This window comes from Streptomyces sp. NPDC001068, from assembly GCF_042897315.1.
Classification (GTDB): domain Bacteria; phylum Actinomycetota; class Actinomycetes; order Streptomycetales; family Streptomycetaceae; genus Streptomyces.
The window spans coordinates 351,271-374,102 of record NZ_JBIAYD010000005.1 but is presented as its reverse complement, the minus strand read 5'-3'; the positions used below and the strand labels follow the sequence as shown (position 1 = coordinate 374,102).

Genomic DNA, 22,832 nt, shown 5'->3' with positions numbered 1-22,832 from the left:
GAGGCGTCCGGGCGATGCCGGGCACGGACGGCCGGGTCGATGCCTCGCCTGCCCGAACCCGCCCCGAACAGAGGCGAATCGGGACGACGGCGGATCCGGCCCTCACGAGCGGCCAAGGGCCGGACCGGAACCCGGCCGACACCCTCCGGGTCCCGCCGGGCAGCGCCTCGGCCGTACCCGCCCGGACGCGGTCGGCGGCAGGGCCGCGTCCGGAGACACACACCTCGAAGGAAAGTCTTCATGTACACGATTGATCTTGCCTATGTGGGGCGCGGCCCCCACGAGGAGCTGGTCAGCTACATCGCGGACCAGCAGGACTTCTACGCCGACGCGGGTGTCCACGTCGCCGTGCGGGACGGCTCGGTCTGGGACCCGGAGCGGCTGCGCCGCGGGGCCGTCATCGGCCTGGGCCGGACACTGCTGTCCCGGATGGTCGGCGGCATCCCGTGGGTCGCGCTCAACGTGAACACGCAGCGACCCCAGTTCTGGTTCCTCGCCCGGCCCGGCCTGGACTCACTGGCCGACCTGGCCGGGAAGCGGTTGGCCGTGCATCCGCACCACACCGGCCCCGGCTGTTTCACCCGCATCATGCTGCGCCAGGCCGGACTGGACCCGGACCGCGACCTGGAGACCGTCGTCCGCGCGCCCGGCGACTACAGCATGGACCTGCGCCGACTGCGCGAGGGCACGATCGACGCCGCGGTGGTGGGCGACACCATGGCGCCCCAGGCCGTGGCCGCCGAGAACGGCTGGAACGTACTCGCCTTCGCCGGCGACCTCTTCCGGATCCCCACCGTCGGCGTCGCGGTCGACCCGACCCGCACCGATCCGGAGGACCCCGCCGTCCAGGCCGTCGTGCGAGCCCATCGGCGCGCGCTGCGGGTGATCCGGGACGACCCCGACACGACGGTGCGGTACCTCCAGACCTTCCTCAACGGACACACCGCTGACGAAGTCCGGGCGCACTACGAGCAGTTCATCGCCCCGTCGTTCGGCGTCGACGGCCAGGCGGACCTCGGCACAGCCGAGACGGCCATCGCCGCGGTCGCCGCCGAACTCGGCGTCCCCGCCACGTTCACCGCGGCGGACTTCTACCGCACCGCACCCACCGCGGCCCAGACCGCGCTGTCTTTCCGCAACATCAATCAGAGAGGCTGACTTGTGAAAGAGTTCCTGATCGAGGTCACCACGAACATTCCCGACGGAACCGAGAAGGCCGAGGTCGACCGACGTCGTGCCGCGGAGGCCGCCCGGGCCGTCGAACTCATCGCCTCCGGCCACCTGGTGAGGATCTGGCGCCCGGTGGGGGAATCGCGGAGCATCGCCCTGTGGCGGGCCGATGACGAGGCCGAGTTGCGTGAGCAGATCCTGAGCACCCTGCCGCTGTGGTCCTGGATGACGGCGGCCATCACGCCCCTGGAGTCGCATCCGAGCGACCCCGGCAGGACGGAGGTGACCGTCTGACTTCACGCGCTCCCCGCGCGGGCGCCCTCGGGACATTCGGTCGAACGGCTTCGGACGGCCGGTGTCCGCCGGACGCGCTCACGAGGGGAGCGCGCCCGTCGGTCCCTGGACTCGCCGACCGTCTTTCCGGGGCGGGAAGTTCAGGGCCCCGGCCGGACCTTCGTCGTGCCGGGCGCGCCGCGGTGGCATGCTCCGGACTCCGCGCCGCTCGCCCCGGCGGGGCCTGGGCCTCACCCCGTGATGGAGGCCCGGAAGTGGTAGCGGTCACCGCGGTAGGCGGCCGCGGTGAGTTCGAGGGGCTGGCCGTTCTGGTTGAAGGCGAGCTGGGTGGCGACCAGCACGGGAGTCGCGTCGGTGATCTCCAGCAGCCGCCGTTCCTCCGCCGTCGGGTGCCGTGCCTCCACGGAGTAGTCGGCGACCTTGGGCAGTTGAGGCGGATCGGCGCGGCGGAGCGTGGCGAAGAGCGTGTCCTTGGTGAAGTCCGTCTCCGCCAGGTCCGGGCACAGCGCCAGAGGCAGCCGGTTGTGCTCCAGCACGACCACGATGTCGTCGAGGTAGCGCAGCCGTCGCATCTCGAAGAGCGCGGCCCCCGGGCCGACCCTCAGCTGTTCGGACTCCTGGACCGTGGCGGGCCGGACCCTGGTCTCCAGCACCGAGTCGCGCAGCCGCAGCCCCTGCTGTTCGGCGTAGTCGGCGAAGCCCTGTACCGACTGGGCCGCCGCCCGGCCCGGTGACGGCGCGGGCGACGCGGGGGCGACCCGTTCGTACCCCTCGGCGAGGAACCATCCGCGGGCCGGCGAGGACTCGATGACCGCGCGCTCCGCGAGTTCGTTCAGGGCGGAGCGGAGGGTGACCCGCGAGACGCCGTACCTGGTGGCCAGCGCCCGCTCCGACGGCAGTCGGTCTCCGGGCCGGGCACCGTCCTGGGCGATGTCGTCCAGGAGGCGTCCGGCGACCTGGGTGTACAGGGGCAGAGCGTCTCCGCTCAGCAGCCCTTGGGGGAGACCACGATCCGATGAAGACATACCAGATGTATACCAGTGGACTGCAGACCAGTTGCATACCATTAACAGACCATTGACGGCCATTGGTGAGACCAGTACCGTTCCAGTCACGTTTCCGAAAGCGCGCCGACAGATGCGGCTGACGCCCTCGGTGAACCCTGGAGCGATCATGTGGAACCCCTTGGATGAAGTGGTCCGCCGCCAGAAGGCAGGCGAACCGCACGGCATCACCTCCGTCTGCTCGGCCCATCCCCTGGTCATCGAGGCAGCGGTCCGCCAGGCCCTCGCCTCGGGAGGCACCGTCCTCGCCGAGGCGACCTCCAACCAGGTAGACCAGTACGGCGGCTACACCGGCATGCGGCCCGAAGACTTCCGCGAACTCGTGCACGGCATCGCCACCGGGTACGGACTGCCGCTGGACCGGGTCGTCCTCGGCGGGGACCACCTGGGACCGAACCGGTGGCGTTCGATGCCCTCGCGGGACGCGATGGCCGAAGCGGACGAACTCGTCGCGGCCTACGTCCGGGCGGGCTTCACGAAGATCCACCTGGACTGCAGCTTCTCCTGCGCCGACGACATCGCACCGCTGACCGACGAACTGGTCGCCGAGCGCACCGCCCGCCTGGTGCGCGTCGCCGAGACCGCCGCGGGCGACCTCGCCGGCGCCCTCCGTTACGTCGTCGGAACCGAGGTTCCGGTACCGGGAGGGGCGCACGAGACGCTGGAGGGCATGGCTGCCACCAGCCCCCGGGCGGCACGCCTGACCCTGGAGCACAACCGCCGCGCGTTCGAGCAGCACGACGTGGCCGGGGCCTGGCCCCGCGTCATGGCCATGGTCGTTCAGCCCGGCGTGGAGTTCGATCACCTCCAGGTGTTCGACTACCGGAGGGAGCGGACCACCGAACTGCGCACGGTCCTCGCCGACGAACCGGCCATGGTCTTCGAAGCCCACTCGACCGACTACCAGACGGTGGACGGACTGGCCGACCTGGTGGAGGACCACTGGGCCGTGCTCAAGGTGGGCCCCGGACTGACGTTCGCCCTGCGGGAGGCGCTGTTCGCGCTGGCCGCCGTCGAGGACGAACTCGTCCCGGCCGAGTCCCGGTCCCGGCTGGGCGAGGTCGTCGACCGGCGGATGCGCGAGGAGCCCTCCTGGTGGCAGGGGTACTACGGGGGCGACGCCGACGATCAGCGGCTGGCCAGGCGTTACAGCTACAGCGACCGCATGCGCTACTACTGGCCCGACCCGGAGATCTCCGCGGCCCAGGACCGGCTGTTCGCCAACCTCGCGGGCCTGGACATTCCGCTTCCACTGCTGAGTGCCTGGCTGCCCGACCAGTACCGGCGCGTCCGGACCGGGGCCCTGTCCGCGACACCGCGGGACCTCGTGATCGACCGCGTCCGCGACGTCCTGCGCGACTACGACCGCGCATGCCGAACCGATGACAAGGAGTACGCGTGAAGACCACCACCCAGGACCTGGTACCTCAGGACCGCGGGGCCGACCACACCACCGCCGAGATCGTCCAACAGCCCGAGGTGTGGCGTGCGGTCGGCGCGATCGTCACCGGTGAACGCGAGTCCCTGGACGCCTTCCTCGGCCCCCTGCTGGCCGACGACGACCTGCGGATCGTCCTCACCGGAGCCGGTACCTCGGCCTTCGCCGGAGAGGTCGTCCGGGCGGCGGTCGCCCGCGCCACCGGCCGGCGCACCGACGCCGTCTCCACCACGGACATCGTCGCCGACCCGTACGCGTCCTTCCCCGAGGACGTCCCCACGCTGCTCGTCTCGTTCGCCCGGTCCGGGGACAGCCCCGAGAGTGTCGCGGCGACCCGGCTGGCGGACGAGGTCCTTGCGCACGTGCACCACCTCGTCATCACCTGCAACAGCGACGGGCAGCTGGCACGCCTGCACGGCGACAGCCCCTCCTCGCACGTCCTGCTCATGCCCGCCGCGGCCAACGACCAGGGCTTCGCCATGACGTCGAGCTTCACCAGCATGCTCCTGGCGTCCCTGCTCGCCCTGGGCGCGCTCAGCACGGAGGCGATCGAGTCCCCCGCCGCGGCGGCCGAGCACATCACCGCGGGCGGCCTCAGCCGGCAGATCGGGGAACTCCTGACCCGCGAACCCGAACGGCTGGTGTACCTCGGCAGCAGCAGCGCCCTCAAGGGGCTGGCCCACGAGTCCGCCCTGAAGCTGCTGGAGCTGACCGGAGGCGCGCTCGTGGCGGCCTCGGAGTCCTCACTCGGTTTCCGGCACGGCCCCAAGTCCGTGCTGAACGACCGCACCGCCGTCGTCGTCTACGTGTCGAACGACCCCTACACGCGCCGCTACGACCTCGACATCCTCGCCGAACTGCGTGCGGGGCTGCCGCAGGGCAGCGTCGTGGCCGTCTCCGCGTCGCGGGACGGACTGCCCGGTGACGACACCTGGCTGCTCCCCGGACTCGACGGCGTCGACGACGCCGTCCTCGCCCTCCCCGCCGTGCTGTGTGCGCAGTTGCTGGCACTGCACTCGTCGCTGGGCCACGGGATCCGGCCCGACAACCCGTTCCCCTCCGGAGAGGTGAACCGCGTGGTGCAGGGCGTGACCGTGCATCCGCTCCCCCGGCGACGCGACGACGTCGCCTGACAGCGTTCAGACAAATGCCGAGCGGAGGAACAACGATGTTTCTGGGTGTGGACGGCGGAGGCACCAAGACGGCCTTCTGCCTCATCGACAGCGCGGGCACCGTCAGGGCCCGGGCCGTCGCGGAGGGTGCCTACTACTTCGCGGACAACGCCGCGGGGGGCGTCGAGCACGTCGCGCAGGTGCTGCGCGACGGTGTCGGGGCCGTGACGGAGGACGCGGGCATCACGTACGCGGACATCGCGTACGCGTTCCTGGGCCTGCCCGGGTACGGGGAGGTCCCCGGCGACGTCGCCGCACTGGACGCGGTCCCCGGCAAGGTGCTGGGGCACCGGCGCTACGCCTGCGACAACGACATGATCTGCGGCTGGGCCGGATCGCTCGGCGCGGTGGACGGCATCAACGTCATCAGCGGCACCGGCTCGATGACCTACGGCGAGCGGCACGGCCGCGGTGTGCGCACCGGCGGCTGGAGCGAACTGTTCAGCGACGAGGGATCGGCGTACTGGATCGCCGCCCGTGCGCTCAACGTGTTCTCCCGGATGAGCGACGGCCGGCTGCCCGAGGGCCCGCTCGCGGAGATCCTGCGCCGCCGTCTCGGTCTGACCACCGACCTCGAAGTGATCGACGTCGTACTCAACCGGTGGCAGGGGCACCGCAGCGAGATCGCCTCGCTGAGTCCCCTCGTCGTCGAGGCGGCCGGGCAGGGGGACACGCAGGCGGCTGCCGTCCTCACCGAGGCCGGACGGGAACTCGCCCTGCTGGTGGACAGCGCGCGACGCCGACTGGGCTTCGCCGCCACCGAACCCGTCCCCGTGTCCTATTCGGGCGGCGTCTTCGGATCGAGCGCCGTACTCGACGCGTTCACCAGGGAACTCCACACCGGCACGGCCCGCTACGAACTGCGTCGGCCCCTGTTCGAGCCGGTGGTCGGCGCCGCCGTCTACGCGGCGAAGCTCGCCGGAACCCCACTCGACGCCGCGGCGCTCGCCGCGCTGCGCTCCACCTCGGAGATCACCCCCACGGAGAACCATCATGCGTGAACAACGGAACTGGATCCTGTACGCGGGTCTGCTCGTCCTGTTCTGGGGTGTCTGGGGAGCGTTCTCCAGCCAGCCCACCGAACGGTACGGCTATCCGAACGAGATGATCTACGTCATCTGGGCGTTCACCATGCTCCTGCCGGCGGCGGTGGCACTGCGCAAGCAGCGGTTCGACCGCCGGCCGATCGCCGCGGTCTACGGGCTCGCGGCGGGACTCACCGGCGCGGGCGGTCAACTCCTCCTGTTCCAGGCCCTGTCCAACGGCCCCGCCTACCTGATCTTCCCGGTGGTCTCGCTCTCCCCGGTGATCACCGTCCTGATGGCCGTGGCCCTGCTCAGGGAGCGGATCGGAAGACTGGCCGTCATCGGTGTGGTCGCCGCGCTGATCGCGATCGTGCTCATCAGCATCCCCGCGGGCGACCACGGTTCGGCCGACACCGGATCGTGGCTGGTGCTGTCCGTCCTCATCTGCGTGGCCTGGGGCGCCCAGGCGTTCTTCATGCGCAAGGCCGCCCTCGCCGAGGTCAACGACGCGACCACCTTCGGCTGGATGACCATCAGCGGTCTGCTGCTGGTCCCCGTGGCCGTCGTCATGATGGGCGGGCTGCCCGACGCGCCGTGGCAGGCTCCGGCACTGACCGCCGGCACCCAGGTCCTCAACGCGGTGGGCGCGTTGTTCCTCGTCATGGCGCTCAGCCGCGGCAAGGCCAGCGTCGTCGCACCGGTCACCAACGCGCTGGCACCCGTGCTCACCATCGTGCTGTCACTGGTCGTCTACCAGACGCTGCCCACGATCTGGGGGACGATCGGCATCGTCCTCGCCCTCGGCGGATCCACGCTCATGGTGTACGCCGACGAGAAGCGCGAGGAGACTCCCGAGACCCGGGATCCCTCGGAGGCGTTGGCGGGCCCGTAGGCACCCCCGCTCTCCGGTGGTCCGGATCAGGCCACGCCCGTCGGGGGCGGGCCCGGTCCGAACCGCCGCACACGGACATCGCAGGTTCAGACAGCCACCGCGCGAGGAGCAAGCACATGCCTCTGGCCCCCACCGGCGAGCTGGTCGCCAACGCCGCGACCGAGCGCCGCAGCGTCGCCGCTTTCAACGTCATCACCCTGGAGCACGCCGAGGGCATCATCATGGGCGCCGAGGCGGCCGAGCGGCCCGTGATCCTGCAGATCAGCGAGAACGCCGTGCGGTACCACGGGGGCCGGCTCCTGCCGCTCGCCCTGGCCGCCGCGTCGATGGCCCGGTCGAGCACGGTCGGGACGGCTCTGCACCTCGACCACGTGACCGACGTCGAACTGCTGCACCAGGCGGCCGACTCCGGTTTCTCCTCCGTGATGTTCGACGCGGGGGCGCTGCCCTTCGCCGAGAACGTCTCCGCGACCGCGTCGGCGGCTCGCTGGGCCCACGACGCGGGACTCTGGCTGGAGGCCGAACTCGGCTATGTGGGGGGTAAGCCGGACTCCCCCGCGAGCGCGCACAGCGCCGGTGTGCGCACGGACCCGGCGGAAGCCGCCGACTACGTGGCGCGTACGGGCGTGGATGCCCTCGCGGTCGCGGTGGGCAGCAGCCATGCCATGACCGAACAGTCGGCGGCGCTGGATCACGCGCTCATCGAACGGCTGCGGGAGGCGGTCCCGGTGCCTCTGGTGCTGCACGGTTCGTCCGGGGTTCCGGACGGCGAGCTCCGTTCCGCGGTCCGGGCCGGCATCGTGAAGATCAACATCGGGACGGCGCTCAACATATCCATGACCCGCGTCGTGCGCGACACCCTCGACTCGCTGCCCGCGCTGACCGACCCCCGCAAGTACCTGGGTCCCGCCCGGGACGCGGTGGCGGCCACCGTGCGCTCCACGCTCACCATGCTGGATCACTGACGGCCACCGGCCGTCCGCCCGCCGTTCCGTCCCGAGGTCAGCCCGCGTGCGTCGCACGCGGGCTCTTCGCATGCCGCCGGCCCCACGCGGCCCCGCGGGTGGCCGGCCGCGGCGGCGCTTCGCCCCTCCCGGCCGCCGGACCGGTGATCCGCGCCCCGCGGCGTTCACCGCCCCCCTGGAACGACCTCCGAGTGACCTGCCCCACGACAGTTCGGGACCGACCACGGGCACATCGCGCCTCAGCGCCCCGAAGCACGGGATCTCGCCGATCGGCGACGTAGCTTCGACGTCAGCAGCCCGTTCCCCCGGGCGTGGCCCGCGGGTCCGTGGCAGGACCCGGACCGCCCGGCCGAGGTCGAGGCACATGAGGTGAGGGACATGGACCTCACGAGCCGCCGCAGTCAGCTTCGAAGGAGTTCCGCCGATGAAGACCGTCAGCCACTGGATCGGGGGCAAGCCCGTCGACGCCGCTGCCCATTCCTCCGGCACCTGGAGCCCGGTGACCGACCCCGCGACCGGCGAGGTGACCGCCCGGGTCGCGATGGCCGGTCCCGACGAGGTCGACGCCGCGGTCGCCGCGGCGAAGGACGCCTACACGACCTGGCGCACCTCCTCGCTCGCGCAGCGCACCGCCGTCCTGTTCCGCTACCGCGAGCTGCTGCACGCGCGACGCGACGACCTCGCGGCGCTGATCACCGCCGAGCAGGGCAAGGTGCACGCGGACGCGCTGGGTGAGGTGGCCCGTGGGCTCGAGATCGTCGAACTGGCCTGCGGGCTCGGCACGGCGCTCAAGGGCGACATGTCCACCGAGGTGTCCAGCCGTGTCGACGTCGCGTCGATCCGTCAGCCGCTCGGTGTGATCGTCGGTGTGTCTCCGTTCAACTTCCCGGCGATGATCAGCATGTGGATGTTCCCGATGGCGATCGCCTGCGGGAACACCTTCGTCCACAAGCCGAGCAGCAAGGCCCCGTCCGCGTCCATGCTGCTGGCCGAGCTCGCGGCCGAGGCCGGTCTGCCCGACGGGGTGCTCAACATCGTGCACGGCGACGAGGTCGCGGTGAACGCGCTGCTCGACCATCCCGACGTGGCGGCGGTGTCGTTCGTGGGTTCCACGCCGGTCGCCCGTCACGTGTACACCAGGGCCTCCGCCGCCGGTAAGCGGGTCCAGGCGCTCGGTGGCGCCAAGAACCACATGGTGGTGCTGCCCGACGCCGATCTCGACGCGGCCGCGGAAGCGGCCGTCACCGCCGCCTACGGCTCCGCGGGGCAGCGCTGCATGGCGGTCTCCGTGGTGGTCGCGGTCGGGTCGGTGGGCGACGAACTGGTCTCCCGGATCGCGGACCGGGCCAGGAAGATCAGGATCGGCCCCGGCGAGGACCCGAGGTCCGAGATGGGCCCGCTGGTCACCAGGGCACACCGCGACGAGGTCGCGGACTACGTCGCGGGCGCGGCCGCGCAGGGGGCCGATGTGGTGCTCGACGGCAGGGACTTCACCGTCGAGGGCTTCGAGAACGGGTTCTGGATGGGCGTGACGCTTCTCGACGGGGTCGCCACCGACTCGGACGCCTACCGCGACGAGATCTTCGGCCCCGTGCTGTGCGTGGTGCGCGCCGAGACCTACGAGGAGGCCCTGCGGATCGTCAACGCCTCACCGTTCGGCAACGCCGGCTCGATCTTCACCCGGGACGGAGGTGCCGCCCGCAGGTTCCAGCTGGAGGTGGAGACCGGCATGGTCGGTGTGAACGTGCCGATGCCGGTGCCCGTGGGCTTCCACTCCTTCGGCGGCTGGAAGGACTCGGCCTTCGGCGACCACCGCATGTACGGCGGCGAGGCCGTGCACTTCTACACCCGCGGCAAGGTCATCACGAGCCGCTGGCCCGCGCCCGCGGAGGTCGCGACCGGCCCGGACCTGGGCTTTCCCGCCTCGCGCTGACCCCGCGGGGGCGAACGCCCCTGTCCCACCCCTCCCTGATCCCGTATCGAAGGAGCCACCGTGACCTCCACGGACCGCGCGCTGGTGGTGCAACCCGGCGACGCGGCCGGGGCGCTGCTCAAGAACGGCGCGTTCGAACTGCTCGCCGACGGAGGCGCGGTCAGCGCCAGTCGGCTGACCTTGTCGACCGGCGCCGACGGAGCGCCTCCGCACCACCACAAGCTCTCCCACGAGCTCTTCTACGTACTCGACGGGTCGGTCCTCTTCCGTCTGGGCGACACCCTGACCACGGTGGGAAGGGGCGGTCTCGTCGTCGTACCGCCCGGTCTTCCGCACGTGTTCGGCGCGGCCGAGGACACCGTGGCCGACATGCTCGTCGTGCTCAGCCCCGGCGTCGAACGGTTCGGCTACTTCGAGCGGTTGGCGGCCATCAGCCGCGGCGAGGCGGAATTCGCCTCGCTCGTCCCCGAACAGGGCCGCTACGACGTGCATTTCGAGAACATCCCCGACTGGCGGTCGACGCCCTCTCGCTGACCCTCCGCAGGGGGCCACGGCCGAGGATTCAGCCGGTCCGGGAGGCCGGGTTCCGGGAACCGGGCTGGTGGCCGGCGAAGTAGTCGCCGAGGTGCCGGTCGAGAGCGGGTACCTCGACCGGCACGCCCCCCGATCGCAGTGACGTGGTCGCCGCGATGCCGGTCGCGACGGCTTCGCGGGCGGCTACGGGCGATGTCTCGGTCGCGCCGCCGTGCGCGACGAAACGCAGGAACTCCTCGACGAGCGCCAGGTCGGCACCTCCGTGCCGGCCGTCGGCGGCCTCGGTGGGGGACAGCGTCAGATCGGCCTCGGCGCGGTAGCCGGAGCGGCGCGTGTTCCACACCTTGATCAGGGGGTTGTCGCCCTGGAGGCCGTCCCCGAGGTTCTCGATACGGCCGGCGTCTCCGATGACGGTGTAGTTGCGCCAGTAGTCCGGAGTGAAGTGGCATTGCTGGTAGCTGGTGAGCACTCCGTTGTCGAGGCGGGTCAGCACCATGCTGATGTCCTCCACGTCGATGACGGGGTTCAGGTCGCGCAGCGCTGCCGGCGGCCAGACGCCCTCGTCGTACCAGTCCCGCACCCGCTCCGGTCCCTGTGGCCGGGTACGGCGGTGGGGGTTTGCTCCGTAGACGGACAGGTCGCCCAGCGCGGTCACCGTGCGCGCGTAGCCGCCGGCCAGCCAGTGGATCGCGTCCAGGTCGTGGGCGCCCTTCTGCAGCAACAGGCCGGTGGTCCTGGCCCGTTCGGCGTGCCAGTCCTTGAAGTAGTAGTCGCCGCCGTGCCCGACGAAGTGCCGGCACCACACCGCGCGCACGGTTCCGATGGCCCCTTCGTCGACGAGGCTGCGCATGGCGCGCAGGACCGGCAGGTGGCGGAGGTTGTGCCCGACGTACAGCCGGGTGCCGGTGCGGGCCGCGGCGGCCAGGATCCGGTCGCAGTCGTCGAGGTCGACGGCCAGCGGTTTCTCGACGAACACGGCGACACCCGCTTCGAGGAAGTACAGGGCGGGCGCGGCGTGGATGTCGTCAGGGGTGAGGACGAAGACGGCGTCCAGGTCGTCCGTGAGCATGTCCTCGTGACGCTCGTGGACCTGGACGTCGGCCCCGAAGAGCGTCCGGGCGTCGGCGCGTCCGCGCCCGGACGGATCCGCGCAGGAGACCACGCGGGCCGAGCCGGGCCGCTCGGCCAGCACGGCCAGCCCGGCTCGCTGGCCGGTGCCCACGACACCCACGCGCAGTTCCCGCGCGGCCGGCAGGTCGGTCATGGAGCATCCCTTCGTCGTGAGCGGGGAGTCGTGGCCGACGCCTGGACGTCCTGAGCCTGTGCGCGGCACGAACGCGTCACGAGTCGGCCCGGGCGGACACCGCGCCCTCGGCCGACCGTCACGCCGACGACCCTAGATGCTCGAAGGTGCTCAATCAACGCTTGCAACAAGCAGTTTCGAGCATTTTTCGAGCGCCGGGACGTCGTCGTCGCGCCGCCCGCCTCCACCGGCAGCGCTGCCGCGGGCACTCGGCATCCGCGTTCGGCACGCCGCCCTCGATGCGTCAACTCGCCCCGGAGATACGGGACTTCGATCCGTTGACATCCTCGGAGGCGATCGCTTTACTCTCGGACTACACCGGAGCCACGCTCCGAGTTCAGAGGCACGCCCAGCCGGTATGCAGGCCCCGCGCCGCAAGCCCGGCCCAAGTCGCCAGGACACCCCACACGTCCGAGGCGGGGACGTGCCCGCTTCCCCTGGAGCTCACCGCATGAGCCACCTGAACACCACCACGGCCAAACTCACCGGCACCGTCATCGGCGCGGCCGCGCTGACCGGCGCCCTGCTCGTCGGGGCGCCCTCGACGCAGGCGGCGACCGTATCCCTGCCGCCCACGCACGCGGGCTTCGACTACCAGATCGGTGGCGCCTACCCGCCGCCCTCCGGCGTCAAGGTCGTCACCCGTGACCACACCGCGTCCCCGGTCTCCGGTCTGTACAACGTCTGTTACGTGAACGCCTTCCAGGCGCAGCCGGGCGCCGAGGGCGAGTGGGCGTCGGACCTGCTGCTGCGCGATTCGGCGGGCAAGGTCGTCTACGACGAGGACTGGGGCGAGGCGCTCCTCGACGTCGGCACGGACGCCAAGCGCCAGCGGATCGCCGGCCAGATCGGATCCCAGATCGACGGCTGCCGGGACAAGGGGTTCCAGGCCGTCGAGCCCGACAACTACGACAGCTACACCCGCTCGGGGAACCGCCTGACGGCGAACAACGCGCAGGCGTACATCAAGCTGCTCTCCGCCCGCGCCCACGCGGACGGCCTGGCCATCGCCCAGAAGAACACCCCCGAGCTGGCCGGCAACCGCACCGCCAACGGCCTCGACTTCGCCGTGGCCGAGGAGTGCGGTCAGTACGACGAGTGCGGCGACTACACCAGCGCCTTCGGCAACAACGTGATCGTGATCGAGTACACCAACTCCGGCAGGACGAAGGCGTGCAAGGGATGGGGCGGCACGTTGAGCATCGTCCAGCGCGACGTGGACGTCTCGCCGGCCGGCAGCAGCGGATACGTCCGCAAGACCTGCTGAGGCGCGCCCCGGCACTGAACGCGCCCCGACAGGCGCCCCGATACGCGTCCTGAAGCGCGTGTCGGCCGGTGACGGCCGTACCTACCTGGCCGTCACCGGCCGACAACTCGCGGCTCATGACTCGCGGCTCGCGGCTCGCGGCTCGCGGCTGACACAGACGTGATGCTCAGTCATGCAGGTTTCACCGCTGTTTCACGCATGTCCGATCACTGCTTGCCTCTTGACAGCTGCCCGTCACCATCGTTTAACTCCTGGCCAACGCCGCAGTCGAAGCACTCGGCGGCAGAGGTACGCCCAGCCGGTAGCTGACCACGCGCCAGGAGTCCGGACTGAGTCGCCAGGACCAGGCCCGTGTCGGGGTCCGAGGCGGGGACGTACCCACCATGTTCTGGGGCTTGGACATGATCCGTATCCGCAACTCCCCTGCGGGCCACCCGCCCCGGTCACACAGCGCGTCGGCGGTGCGCCGGCCGTCCCTCCCGCTCCGCGCCCGACGCTGAGCACCGCCCCACGGCGCTCCGGCCGCCCGGGACGGGCCACACACCCAGACCCTCCGGGACCCCGCGCCCTCACCGTGGCCGGGACGCCGTCCACCGGACGCATCCCGCACGCACGGCGCGTGTCCCTCAGCTCCACACCGGAGGTACCCATGCATGCGGTCACCCGCGGCGCACAGCCCGAACGCCGCACAGTACTGCGCGCCGGCGCAGCGGCGGCCGCCACCGCCACGGGCCTGTGGGCCTCCGGCTGCGCGGCGGGCGACGACGGCGTGAGTGCCGACGGCACCGTGACGATCGAGATGTGGGACGGACAGACCGACACCGGCAAGAAGGCCATGGAGTCCCTGGCCGCCTCGTTCATGCGCAGCCACCCCCGTATCCGGGTGAGGCTGGGCGGCGGAGTACTCGCCGACGCGATGCTCCAGAAGGTGACGGCCGCCCTGGCCGCCGGTTCCTATCCGGACATCGCCTACATCTTCGGCTCCGACCTGGCGAGCGTCGCCCACAGCCCGCAGGTGGCCGACCTCACCGACATGGTCGGACATGCGGGCACCCCCTGGACGAACTACTGGGTTCCGGCCCGCCAGGCCGTGACCGTCAACGGCCAGGTCCGCGCCGCGCCCGCGCTGCTGGACTCGCTCGCGGTGGTCTGCAACCGGAAGCTGTTCCGGCAGGCCGGGCTGCCGCTGCCGGAGGCGGACTGGCGCTGGGACGACTTCATCGCCACCGCCAAGGCGCTCACCGACGCCGGCCGCGGCAGATTCGGCACCGGCTGGCCCGGCGTCGGTGACGAGGACACCGTCTGGCGCATGTGGCCGATGATCTGGGATCTCGGCGGGGACGTCGTCGCCGACGACGGGAAGCACATCGGGTTCGGCGACACCGGCACCCGGGCCCTGGAAGTGGTGGCCGCCCTCGCCCGGGACAAGAGCGTCTACGTCGACCCGAAGCCCGGCAGCGAGCAGATGTACCAGGTCTTCATGTCCGACCGGATGGGCATGGTCGCCACCGGACCCTGGCAGCTCCCCGACATCCGGCAGGCGAAGATCGACTACCACGTGGTCCCGCTGCCCACCTTCTCCGGCCGGCCGGTGACGATCAGCGGACCCGACACCTGGACCGTGTTCGACAACGGCGCCGCCCGCACGAAGGCCGCCAAGACCTTCGTGAGCTGGCTGATGCAGCCCGCGCAGGACGTGCGCTGGGACATCGACGCGGGCAGCCTCCCGCTCAGCCGCCGCACCCGCGACCTGCCCGCCTGGCAGCACCAGGAGAAGGGCACCGAGGGTCTGGAGGTGTTCACCAAGGCACTGGACTCGGCCCGGGTACGCCCCGTGCACGCCGCCTACCCGCAGATCTCCCAGGCCCTCGGACAGGCCGTCGTCGCCGTGCTGCTGGGCCGGAGCAGTCCCGCCCAGGCACTGCGCTCCTGCGCCGCCGACGCCAACGCCGCACTGCTCATACCCCGCTGAGGAGATCCGCCGTGTCCCGAGTGCCCACCCCGATCACTCTGCCCCGGCCACCGGACAACCGGCGCGCGCTGCGCCGCAGACGAGCCGCCGAGTCCACGATGGCCTGGACGTTCGTGTCGCCCGCGGTCCTGATCATCCTCGGCCTCAGCGTGGTGCCCATCGTCTGGTCGCTGCTGCTGTCGTTCCAGGCCGACGACCTCGTCACCCCGAGCCGTTGGGTGGGACTGGACAACTACCGCGCCCTCGCCCAGGACCCGCACTTCAGCCAGGCGGTGCGCAACACCCTGCTCTACACGGCGCTGTACGTGCCGGCGAGCATGGCGGCGGGGCTGCTGCTCGCCCTCGCCCTGAACCGGCGCATACGCTTCGTCGGGCTCTACCGCACCCTGTTCTTCGTCCCGTTCGTGATCTCCTCGGCCGCGCAGGGCGTGCTGTTCTCGTTCATCCTCGACCCGCAGTTCGGCGCGGCCAACGCGGTACTGCACTACCTCGGCATCCCGTCGCAGGGCTTCCTCAACGATCCGTCCCAGTCGCTGCCCGTGCTGGTCGCGATCAGTCTGTGGAGCGGTACCGGCTTCTGCATGGTCATCTACCTCGCGGCGCTGCAGGACGTGCCCGCCTCGCTGATCGAGGCGGCCCGGCTGGACGGCGCCGGCCGTTTCCAGGTCCTGCGGCACGTCGTCGTGCCGACGCTCAGGCCGGTCACGGTGTTCCTGCTGCTGTGGCAGTCCATCGAGTCGCTCCAGACGTTCGACCTCGTGTACGTCACCACCAAGGGCGGGCCCCTCGGATCCACCACGGTGATCGTCTACTTCATCTGGGAGCAGGCGTTCAAGAACGCCACCGCGGGATACGGAGCCGCGTCGGCCTACGTACTGGCCGCGGCCCTGGGCCTGATCGGCCTGATCCTCCAGATCGCCCGCCGCAGACTCCAGGGAGCCACCGCATGACCGCCGTCTCCGCCCCGGCCGAGGCCGCGCAGGCCACCCCGACCGCCCGGCCCGACACCGGCCGGCGACGCCGACGGCTGCCGTTCAGCCCCTGGCACCTGCTGCTCGCGCCGATGGCCCTGCTGTTCGCGGTGCCGCTGATCTGGCTGGCGCTCAGCTCGGTGATGAGCAACGCGGAGATCAACCGCTTCCCGCCCGCGCTGTGGCCCTCCCGTCTGGACCTGGGCGGATACCGCTACGTGCTCGGCAACGCGATGTTCCCGCGCTGGTTCGCCAACTCGCTCCTGGTCAGTCTGGTCACCGTCACCGCGAACCTCGTGCTCGGCACCCTGGGCGGCTACGCGTTCGCCCGTATGCGGTTCGCCGGCTCCCGGCTGCTGCTCGGACTGATGCTGGCCACGATGGCGATCCCGTTCCAGCTGACGATGATCCCCACGTTCCTGGTGATGAAGCGGCTCGGCCTCATCGACACCCTCGGCGCGTTGATCGTGCCGTCACTCGTCACCCCCTTCTCGGTTTTCCTCCTGCGCCAGTTCTTCCTCTCGCTCCCCCGCGAGCTGGAGGAGGCCGCCTGGATCGACGGCTGTTCACGGCTCCACGTGCTGTGGCGGATCGTGCTGCCGCTGTCCCGGCCGGCCCTCAGCACGGTGGCCGTCCTGACGTTCCTCACCACCTGGAACGACCTGACCTGGCCACTGATCGCCATCAACCACGACACCCAGTACACGCTGCAGCTCGGCCTGACCACCTTCCAGGGGCAGCACCACACGCAGTGGGCCGCCGTGATGGCCGGGAACGTCATCACCGTGCTGCCGGTCCTGCTCGCCTTCCTCGGCGCGCAGAAGGCGTTCATCCAGTCGATCACCTCCACCGGTCTCAAAGGCTGATCCCGGCCTCCACCCGACACCCCAGTCAGTCAGGAACCCCTCAGTGCCGCACACCTTCGACCCGCTCGTCAGCGGAACACCCCTGTCGGGAGCCCCTCGATCCGGCGCGATCCGGGAAGGCCCGTCCGCCCGAGCCCACGGCCGCGCGACCGCACAGCCCACGCGGGACGAGGACCTCGCCCGCCCTTCCGAGACCGAGGAAACCCCGGTATGACCACCCCCAAGATCGCCTTCATCGGCGCAGGCAGCGTCGTCTTCACCCAGGGACTGCTCGCCGACCTCCTCGCGTTCCCCGAACTGAAGTCCGCGCACATCGCGCTGCACGACATCGACACCGAGCGTCTGGCCACCGCGCACGCCGCCGCCGTCCGCATCGCCGACTCCCTCGGCGCGACGCCGGAATTCACCGCGGACACCGACCGCCGCAGGGCCCTGGCCGACGCCGACTTCGTCATCAACATCGTGCAGATCGGCATGGTCGAGGCGACCCGGACCGACTTCGAGGTGCCGGCCCGCTACGGCGTACGCCAGACCATCGGCGACACCCTGGGCATCGGAGGCATCTTCCGCGCGCTGCGCACGTTCCCGTTCCTGAAGGAGCTGGGGCGGGACATCTCCGAGGTCTGCCCGCAGGCGTGGCTGCTGAACTACACCAACCCCATGGCCATGAACGTGCAGTACCTGACGCAGGCCACCGGACTGACCAGGGTGGTGGGTCTGTGCCACTCGGTGTACTGGACGATGCGTGACCTCGCCGATCTGGTCAAGGTGCCCTACGAGGAGATCAGTTACCACGCGGCGGGCGTCAACCATCAGGCGTGGGTGCTGCGCTTCGAACACGGGGGCCGGAGTCTTTACCCGCTGCTTGACGAACTGATCGCCTCCGACGACCAGTTGCGCCGCCGGGTCCGGGTCGACATGTACCGGCGGCTCGGCTACTACCCGACCGAGACCAGCGAGCACTCCTCCGAGTACGTTCCCTGGTATCTGCACCACGACGGCGAGGTCGAACGGCTGCGGCTGCCGATCGGCGAGTACCTCAAGATCGTCGACGAGAACGTCGCCACCTACGAGCGGACCCGTGACGCGCTGACCGCCGGGACGCCGGTCGCCGTCGAGGGGACGATGGAGTACGCACCCCAGGTCATCCACAGCATGGTGACCGGCACCCCGCGCACGGTCTACGGCAACGTCCCGAACCGGGGCCTGATCGACAATCTGCCCGCCCACGGAACCGTCGAGGTGCCGTGCCTGGTGGACTCGCTGGGCGTCCAGCCCACCCGCGTCGGTTCCCTGCCGCCCCAGCTCGCGGCGCTCAACCGCACCTATCTCAGCGCGAACGACCTGGTGGTGCGGGCGGCGATCGAGGACGACCCGCGGCACATCAGGCAGGCGGCGATGACCGACCCCGCAACCGCCGCGGCCCTGCCGGTCGAGGACATCTGGCGCCTGTGCGACGACATGGTCACCGCCCACGGCACCCTCCTCCAGCCCGGACTGCGCACCCTTCTGGGCTCGTGACGGCCCGCGGGCGGTGCGCCGGTCCGATTCCGGCCCACCGCCCGCGAGACCGGGGTCAGCCGGCTCCCCGCTGCGACCATCGCACCGAACCATCCGGTCACCCCACGTGACCGGGCTTCCGGCGGTTCCCCGGGGCAGGGTCGGCCCGCCGCGCGCGAGCACCGTGCGTCGTAGCGCGCCGGGCCGAGTTGCTCACAACCCACCCGGCGGGGCCGTGCTCTGACGTTCCACCAGGTGTGTCGCCAGCTCGATGCGCTGGGCCGCCTTGCCGGATTCGTCGGGGTCGAACAGCATGCGTGCCGCCTCCTCGGCCATGCGCCGAAGGGGCTGGTGCACCGTGGTGAGCGGCGGGCTCGACCACTGCGCGAGGGGCACGTCGTCGTAGCCGACCACGGAAAGGTCCTCGGGTACGCGCAGCCCCTGGAGCCGGGCCGCCTCCAGCACGCCGAGCGCCTGGAGATCGCTGCCGGCGAAGATCGCCGTCGGCCGGTCCGGCCCGTCCAGCAGGCTCATCGCGTGCTCGAAGCCGCCCTGCACGTGGAAGTCCCCGAAGCGCACCAGCCGCGGGTCCACGTCCAGGGACGCCATCGCCATCGCGGAGCGATAACCGTCGAGGCGGGCACGTGAGCACAGCATGTCCCCCGGTCCGGTGATGACCGCGATCCGCCGGTGGTGCCGTGCCGTGAGATGCCGGGTGGCCGCGAGGCCGCCGGCCCAGTTCGCCGAGCCGACCGAGGGCACGTCGGGGTCGGGGTCGCCCGCGGGATCGACGACGACGAAGGGGACGGCCGCCGACCTGAGCCGCTGTCCGACCTCCGGCGGAAGCGCGGAGAAGACCAGGACGACGCCCAGCGGTCTTCTCCTCAGCACCCCTTCGAGCCACTCCGGTCCGGGCGCGTGCCGCGTGCCGCTCACGGTGAGGACCACGGTGGCGTGCTTCTCCCGCGCCACCTGCTCCACCCCCTTGATCAGTTCCATCGCCCAGATGCTCTCCAGCTCGTGGAACACCAGCTCAAGCAGTGCCGGACGGGCCGGATTCCGGGGGCGGCGGCGATAGCCGTGGGCCTCCAGCGCTCGTTCCACTCTGGCCCGGGTCACACGGGACACGTCCGAACGACCGTTGACCACTTTCGAAACTGTCGGCAGCGAAACGCCCGCAACTCTCGCTACCTCGGCCAGGGTCACCCTGCCGCTGATCTTGCCGTCCTCGCCCATGTTCGCAGGATATAGGCGCGCGACGCCCGTAACGGTTTGACCGAGTGCATGCATGACTGTTGACCGTGCCTCAGGCCTGTCCTAGTGTCCCCAGCGCATTGACTTTCGGTAATGAGGCCGAAACTTTCGAAGGGCTCCAAACGATGAAGACACGCGCGCGCTTGCCCAGACTGGTCGCCTGCGGTGCGACGCTCGCCCTGGCGCTCCCCCTGGCCGCCTGCGGCAATGGCAACGGCCAGTCGTCGAGCGACGGCAAGATTCACGTTCTGGTCTACGGGGACGCCAGCAACAAGGTCGAGAAGCAGATCGTCAGCACGTTCAACAAGACGTCCGACGTCAAGGCCGTCCTCGACACCATCCCCGGCGCCGACTACCAGCAGAAGCTGCAGACGATCATCAACACCCCGCAGGCCCCGGACATCTTCTTCAACTGGGGCGGCGGCAGTATCCAGCCGTTCGTCAAGGCAGACCTGCTGCTGCCGTTGGACGGTTTCATCGCGAAGAACCCGGACCTCAAGTCGAAGTTCCTGCCCGCGGTCTTCAACAGCGCGGTGGTCGGCGGCAAGCCGTACGGCGTCCCGATGCGCGGCACCCAGCCCGTCCTGCTGTTCAACAACAGGAAGGTCCTCCAGGACGCGGGGATCACACCGCCCCAGACCTGGGACGAACTGCTCACCGCGGTCAAGAAGCTGAAGGCGCAAGGTGTCACGCCGATCGCGCTGGGCGGCGGTGACAGGTGGCCGACCCTCATGTGGTTCGAGTACCTCTACGACCGCATCGCCGGACCGGACCTGTTCCAGAAGGCGCTGGAGGGCGACAAGTCGGCGTGGGAGAGCGCCGACAGCAAGAAGGCGCTGAGCATGCTCAAGGACCTGGTGGACGCCGGTGCCTTCGGCAAGAACTACGACTCGGTGAAGTACACCAACGGCGCCTCGCCGGCGCTCGTCGCCTCCGGCAAGGCCGGCTTCGAACTCATGGGTTCGTGGTACTACGCCCAGCAGCAGACGGACGCCAAGACCTTCGCGGAGAAGGACCTCGGCTACACGGCGTTCCCGACCGTTCCCGGCGGCAAGGGTGACGCCGCCGACGTCGTCGGCAACACCAACAACTTCTACTCGGTGCTGCGGAAGACCAAGTACCTCGACGCCGCCGCCAAGTTCCTGAAGCTCATGTACTCGGACGAGTTCGTGAAGGCGCAGCTGGCCATCGGCAACCTGCCGACGACCACGAACACCGAGTCCTTCCTGGACTCCTCGGCCAACCCCGACTACTCGCGCTTCCAGTACAACCTGGTCGCCAAGGCGCCCGCCTTCCAGCTGTCCTGGGACCAGGCGTACCCGCCGGCCGCGGGGACGCCCATCCAGCAGGCCGTGCAGCAGTTCTTCGACGGCCAGATCGACGCGGACGGCTTCATCAAGGCCATGCAGGCACTTCCGAACGAATGAACGGCTCATGACTACACAGATCACGAGCACCCCGCCCGCCGCCGGGTCCCTCGAGGAGACCCGGCGGCGGGCGGCCGGCTCGTCAACGGCAAACGCCGCCAGACCCGGCTTCGGCTGGGCGCTGCCCGCGGCGCTCTTCTTCGCTGTCTTCGCGATCGTTCCGCTGGTCATGGTCGCGGTGCTGTCGTTCATGACCTGGAACGGACTCGGGTCGCCTCAGTTCGTGGGCATGGACAACTGGTCGCGTCTCCTGGACGACCCCGTGATGCTCAAGAGCATCTGGGTGACCCTGCTCCTGACCGCGCTCGGCATCGTCGTCCAGACACCTCTCAGCGTTCTCCTGGGTGTCTGGGCGGCCGGATACCAGCGCAACCGCGCCGTGCTGTCCGTCATCTACTTCGTCCCGCTGCTGCTGTCGGGCACCGCCGTCTCCGTGCTCTGGCGCGCTCTGCTCGACCCCAATTTCGGCATCCCCGCCGACGCCGCCTGGCTGTTCGGTGACGGGAACCTGTTCGGCAGGCAGACGACCGCCATCGGGGTACTGGCGTTCGTGAGCACCTGGCAGTTCACTCCCTTCCACACCCTGATCTACCAGGGTGCGGCGCGAGCCGTCCCACAGGTGCTCTACCAGGCCGCGGAGATCGACGGAGCGGGCCGCTACCGGCAGTTCTTCCACATCACGCTGCCGCAGCTGCGCAACTCGATGATCACCTCGGTGATCCTGATGACGGTCGGCGGCCTGACCACGTTCGAGACCGTCCTCATCCTGACGCAGGGCGGACCCGGCACCGACACCACCATCAGCGCCTACTACATGTACGAGAAGGCCTTCAAGAGCTTCGACTTCGGCGCCGGTGCCGCCATCGCCCTCACCCTGGTGGTGGCGTCCACCGTCATCTCGCTCATCGTCGTCCGTGTGTCCGGCTACGACAAGATGCGCAGCACCATGGAGGGCGTGTCATGAGGCGCCGCCCCAACTACGTGGCCGGCGTCGGCTCGGCCGTCTGGCTGTTCCTGGTCGGGCTGCCGCTCTACGTGATGCTCGCCGCGACACTGCGCACCCGCGGCGACTACGCGGCGAACGGCCCCGTGTCGCTGCCCGACACCTTCACCCTCGACAACTACCTCAACGCCTTCGACAGCGGCTTCGGCCGGTACTTCCTCAACACGATCGTCGTCACGGCCACCGTGGCCGGACTGGTGCTGGTGCTGGTACCGCCGCTCGCGTACGCCATCGTCCGCAGCCGCAGCAGGGTCACCTCACTGGTCTTCCGCCTGTTCCTGCTGGGCCTCGCCATTCCGGCCCAGGCCGTGATCGTGCCGATGTTCTACCTCATCAGCAAAGCGGGGCTGTACGACAACCTGCTGGGCGTCATCCTGCCGACGGCGGCGTTCTGCCTGCCGATGTCGGCCCTGATCCTCAGCGGCACCATGCGGGACATCTCTCCCGAACTGTTCGAGGCCATGGCGGTGGACGGAGCCAGTCCGCGCCGCATGTTCTTCCAGTTGGTCGTACCGCTCTCCCGCGGGGGCCTGTCCACGATCACCGTGTTCTCGGCGCTCCAGGCCTGGAACGGGTTCCTGTTCCCGCTCGTACTGACCCAGTCCGACTCCACCAAGGTGATCACGCTGGGTCTCTACAACTTCCAGACCGAACACGGCATCGACATCCCCGGCCTCCTCGGGGCCGTGATGCTCTCCATGGTGCCCGTCCTGCTCGTCTACCTGTTCGCCCGTCGTGCCCTGGTCCAGGGCCTGATGGGCGTCGGAGGAAAGTGACCGCCA

At 70.3% G+C, this 22,832-nt stretch carries 20 protein-coding genes; 17 read left to right on the top strand and 3 right to left on the bottom strand.

What is annotated here, in order from left to right:
• Positions 1-240: 240 nt before the first annotated feature.
• Positions 241-1,158, top strand: a complete 918-nt coding sequence (locus ACFY3I_RS16690) for an ABC transporter substrate-binding protein (RefSeq protein ID WP_390861175.1) — start codon at positions 241-243, stop codon at positions 1,156-1,158.
• A 3-nt stretch (positions 1,159-1,161) separates the two neighbouring features.
• Complete coding sequence (locus ACFY3I_RS16685) at positions 1,162-1,464, top strand: muconolactone Delta-isomerase family protein (RefSeq protein WP_390861174.1); 303 nt, start codon at positions 1,162-1,164, stop codon at positions 1,462-1,464.
• A 230-nt stretch (positions 1,465-1,694) separates the two neighbouring features.
• Here ACFY3I_RS16685 and ACFY3I_RS16680 read toward each other — a convergent pair whose 3' ends face one another.
• Positions 1,695-2,489, bottom strand: a complete 795-nt coding sequence (locus ACFY3I_RS16680; RefSeq protein ID WP_390861173.1) for a GntR family transcriptional regulator — start codon at positions 2,487-2,489, stop codon at positions 1,695-1,697.
• Positions 2,490-2,637: 148 nt separating this feature from the next.
• Between ACFY3I_RS16680 and ACFY3I_RS16675 the strand changes: the two genes are divergently transcribed.
• The 7 genes from ACFY3I_RS16675 to ACFY3I_RS16645 all read left to right on the top strand — a co-directional run bounded on the left by ACFY3I_RS16675 (position 2,638) and on the right by ACFY3I_RS16645 (position 10,487).
• Positions 2,638-3,930, top strand: a complete 1,293-nt coding sequence (locus tag ACFY3I_RS16675) for a D-tagatose-bisphosphate aldolase, class II, non-catalytic subunit (protein ID WP_390861172.1) — start codon at positions 2,638-2,640, stop codon at positions 3,928-3,930.
• Complete coding sequence (locus ACFY3I_RS16670) at positions 3,927-5,099, top strand: SIS domain-containing protein (protein ID WP_390861171.1); 1,173 nt, start codon at positions 3,927-3,929, stop codon at positions 5,097-5,099. Before ACFY3I_RS16675 ends, ACFY3I_RS16670 begins: the two co-directional genes overlap by 4 nt.
• 35 nt (positions 5,100-5,134) lie before the next feature.
• Complete coding sequence (locus ACFY3I_RS16665; RefSeq protein ID WP_390861170.1) at positions 5,135-6,139, top strand: N-acetylglucosamine kinase; 1,005 nt, start codon at positions 5,135-5,137, stop codon at positions 6,137-6,139.
• Positions 6,132-7,055 (top strand): DMT family transporter, encoded by a 924-nt coding sequence (locus tag ACFY3I_RS16660; protein ID WP_365290791.1) that lies wholly within the window; start codon positions 6,132-6,134, stop codon positions 7,053-7,055. The genes ACFY3I_RS16665 and ACFY3I_RS16660 overlap by 8 nt, the downstream gene beginning before the upstream one ends.
• Positions 7,056-7,171: 116 nt before the next feature.
• Complete coding sequence (locus tag ACFY3I_RS16655; protein WP_390861169.1) at positions 7,172-8,020, top strand: ketose-bisphosphate aldolase; 849 nt, start codon at positions 7,172-7,174, stop codon at positions 8,018-8,020.
• 424 nt (positions 8,021-8,444) lie between these two features.
• Entirely contained in the window at positions 8,445-9,953 is a 1,509-nt protein-coding gene (locus tag ACFY3I_RS16650; protein ID WP_390861168.1) for a CoA-acylating methylmalonate-semialdehyde dehydrogenase, read from the top strand.
• Between the two features lie 60 nt (positions 9,954-10,013).
• Positions 10,014-10,487 carry a cupin domain-containing protein gene (locus ACFY3I_RS16645; protein ID WP_390861167.1) on the top strand — a complete coding sequence of 158 codons (474 nt, stop codon included), beginning with the start codon at positions 10,014-10,016 and terminating at the stop codon, positions 10,485-10,487.
• Positions 10,488-10,515: 28 nt separating this feature from the next.
• On the opposite strand, the gene ACFY3I_RS16640 is transcribed toward ACFY3I_RS16645, so the two are convergent.
• Positions 10,516-11,751: a Gfo/Idh/MocA family protein gene (locus tag ACFY3I_RS16640; RefSeq protein WP_390861166.1), complete on the bottom strand. Its 1,236-nt coding sequence runs from the start codon at positions 11,749-11,751 to the stop codon at positions 10,516-10,518.
• A gap of 490 nt (positions 11,752-12,241) precedes the next feature.
• Between ACFY3I_RS16640 and ACFY3I_RS16635 the strand changes: the two genes are divergently transcribed.
• The 5 genes from ACFY3I_RS16635 (at position 12,242) to ACFY3I_RS16615 (ending at position 18,387) form a co-directional block, all read left to right on the top strand.
• Positions 12,242-13,057 (top strand): endo alpha-1,4 polygalactosaminidase, encoded by an 816-nt coding sequence (locus ACFY3I_RS16635; RefSeq protein WP_390861165.1) that lies wholly within the window; start codon positions 12,242-12,244, stop codon positions 13,055-13,057.
• 649 nt (positions 13,058-13,706) lie between these two features.
• A complete protein-coding gene (locus ACFY3I_RS16630) occupies positions 13,707-15,029 on the top strand; it encodes an ABC transporter substrate-binding protein (protein WP_390861164.1) in 1,323 nt (440 codons plus the stop codon).
• 11 nt (positions 15,030-15,040) lie between these two features.
• Complete coding sequence (locus ACFY3I_RS16625) at positions 15,041-15,979, top strand: carbohydrate ABC transporter permease (RefSeq protein ID WP_390861163.1); 939 nt, start codon at positions 15,041-15,043, stop codon at positions 15,977-15,979.
• Positions 15,976-16,866 carry a carbohydrate ABC transporter permease gene (locus tag ACFY3I_RS16620; protein ID WP_390861162.1) on the top strand — a complete coding sequence of 297 codons (891 nt, stop codon included), beginning with the start codon at positions 15,976-15,978 and terminating at the stop codon, positions 16,864-16,866. Before ACFY3I_RS16625 ends, ACFY3I_RS16620 begins: the two co-directional genes overlap by 4 nt.
• A 210-nt stretch (positions 16,867-17,076) precedes the next feature.
• Positions 17,077-18,387: an alpha-glucosidase/alpha-galactosidase gene (locus ACFY3I_RS16615; protein WP_390861161.1), complete on the top strand. Its 1,311-nt coding sequence runs from the start codon at positions 17,077-17,079 to the stop codon at positions 18,385-18,387.
• Positions 18,388-18,579: 192 nt separating this feature from the next.
• Here the strand turns inward: ACFY3I_RS16615 and ACFY3I_RS16610 are convergent, their stop codons facing one another.
• Positions 18,580-19,602 carry a LacI family DNA-binding transcriptional regulator gene (locus ACFY3I_RS16610; RefSeq protein ID WP_390861160.1) on the bottom strand — a complete coding sequence of 341 codons (1,023 nt, stop codon included), beginning with the start codon at positions 19,600-19,602 and terminating at the stop codon, positions 18,580-18,582.
• A 143-nt stretch (positions 19,603-19,745) separates the two neighbouring features.
• On the opposite strand from ACFY3I_RS16610, the gene ACFY3I_RS16605 reads away from it, so the two are divergent.
• Genes ACFY3I_RS16605 through ACFY3I_RS16595 form a run of 3 tightly spaced genes read left to right on the top strand, consistent with a single transcriptional unit; the run spans position 19,746 to position 22,826 of the window.
• On the top strand, positions 19,746-21,047 hold the full coding sequence (locus tag ACFY3I_RS16605; RefSeq protein ID WP_390861159.1) for an ABC transporter substrate-binding protein: 1,302 nt from the start codon (positions 19,746-19,748) through the stop codon (positions 21,045-21,047).
• A 7-nt stretch (positions 21,048-21,054) separates the two neighbouring features.
• The gene (locus tag ACFY3I_RS16600) at positions 21,055-22,011 is read left to right on the top strand and encodes a carbohydrate ABC transporter permease (RefSeq protein ID WP_390861158.1); all 957 of its coding nucleotides are present in this window, start codon (positions 21,055-21,057) and stop codon (positions 22,009-22,011) included.
• Entirely contained in the window at positions 22,008-22,826 is an 819-nt protein-coding gene (locus tag ACFY3I_RS16595; protein ID WP_365290816.1) for a carbohydrate ABC transporter permease, read from the top strand. The genes ACFY3I_RS16600 and ACFY3I_RS16595 overlap by 4 nt, the downstream gene beginning before the upstream one ends.
• Positions 22,827-22,832: the final 6 nt, after the last annotated feature.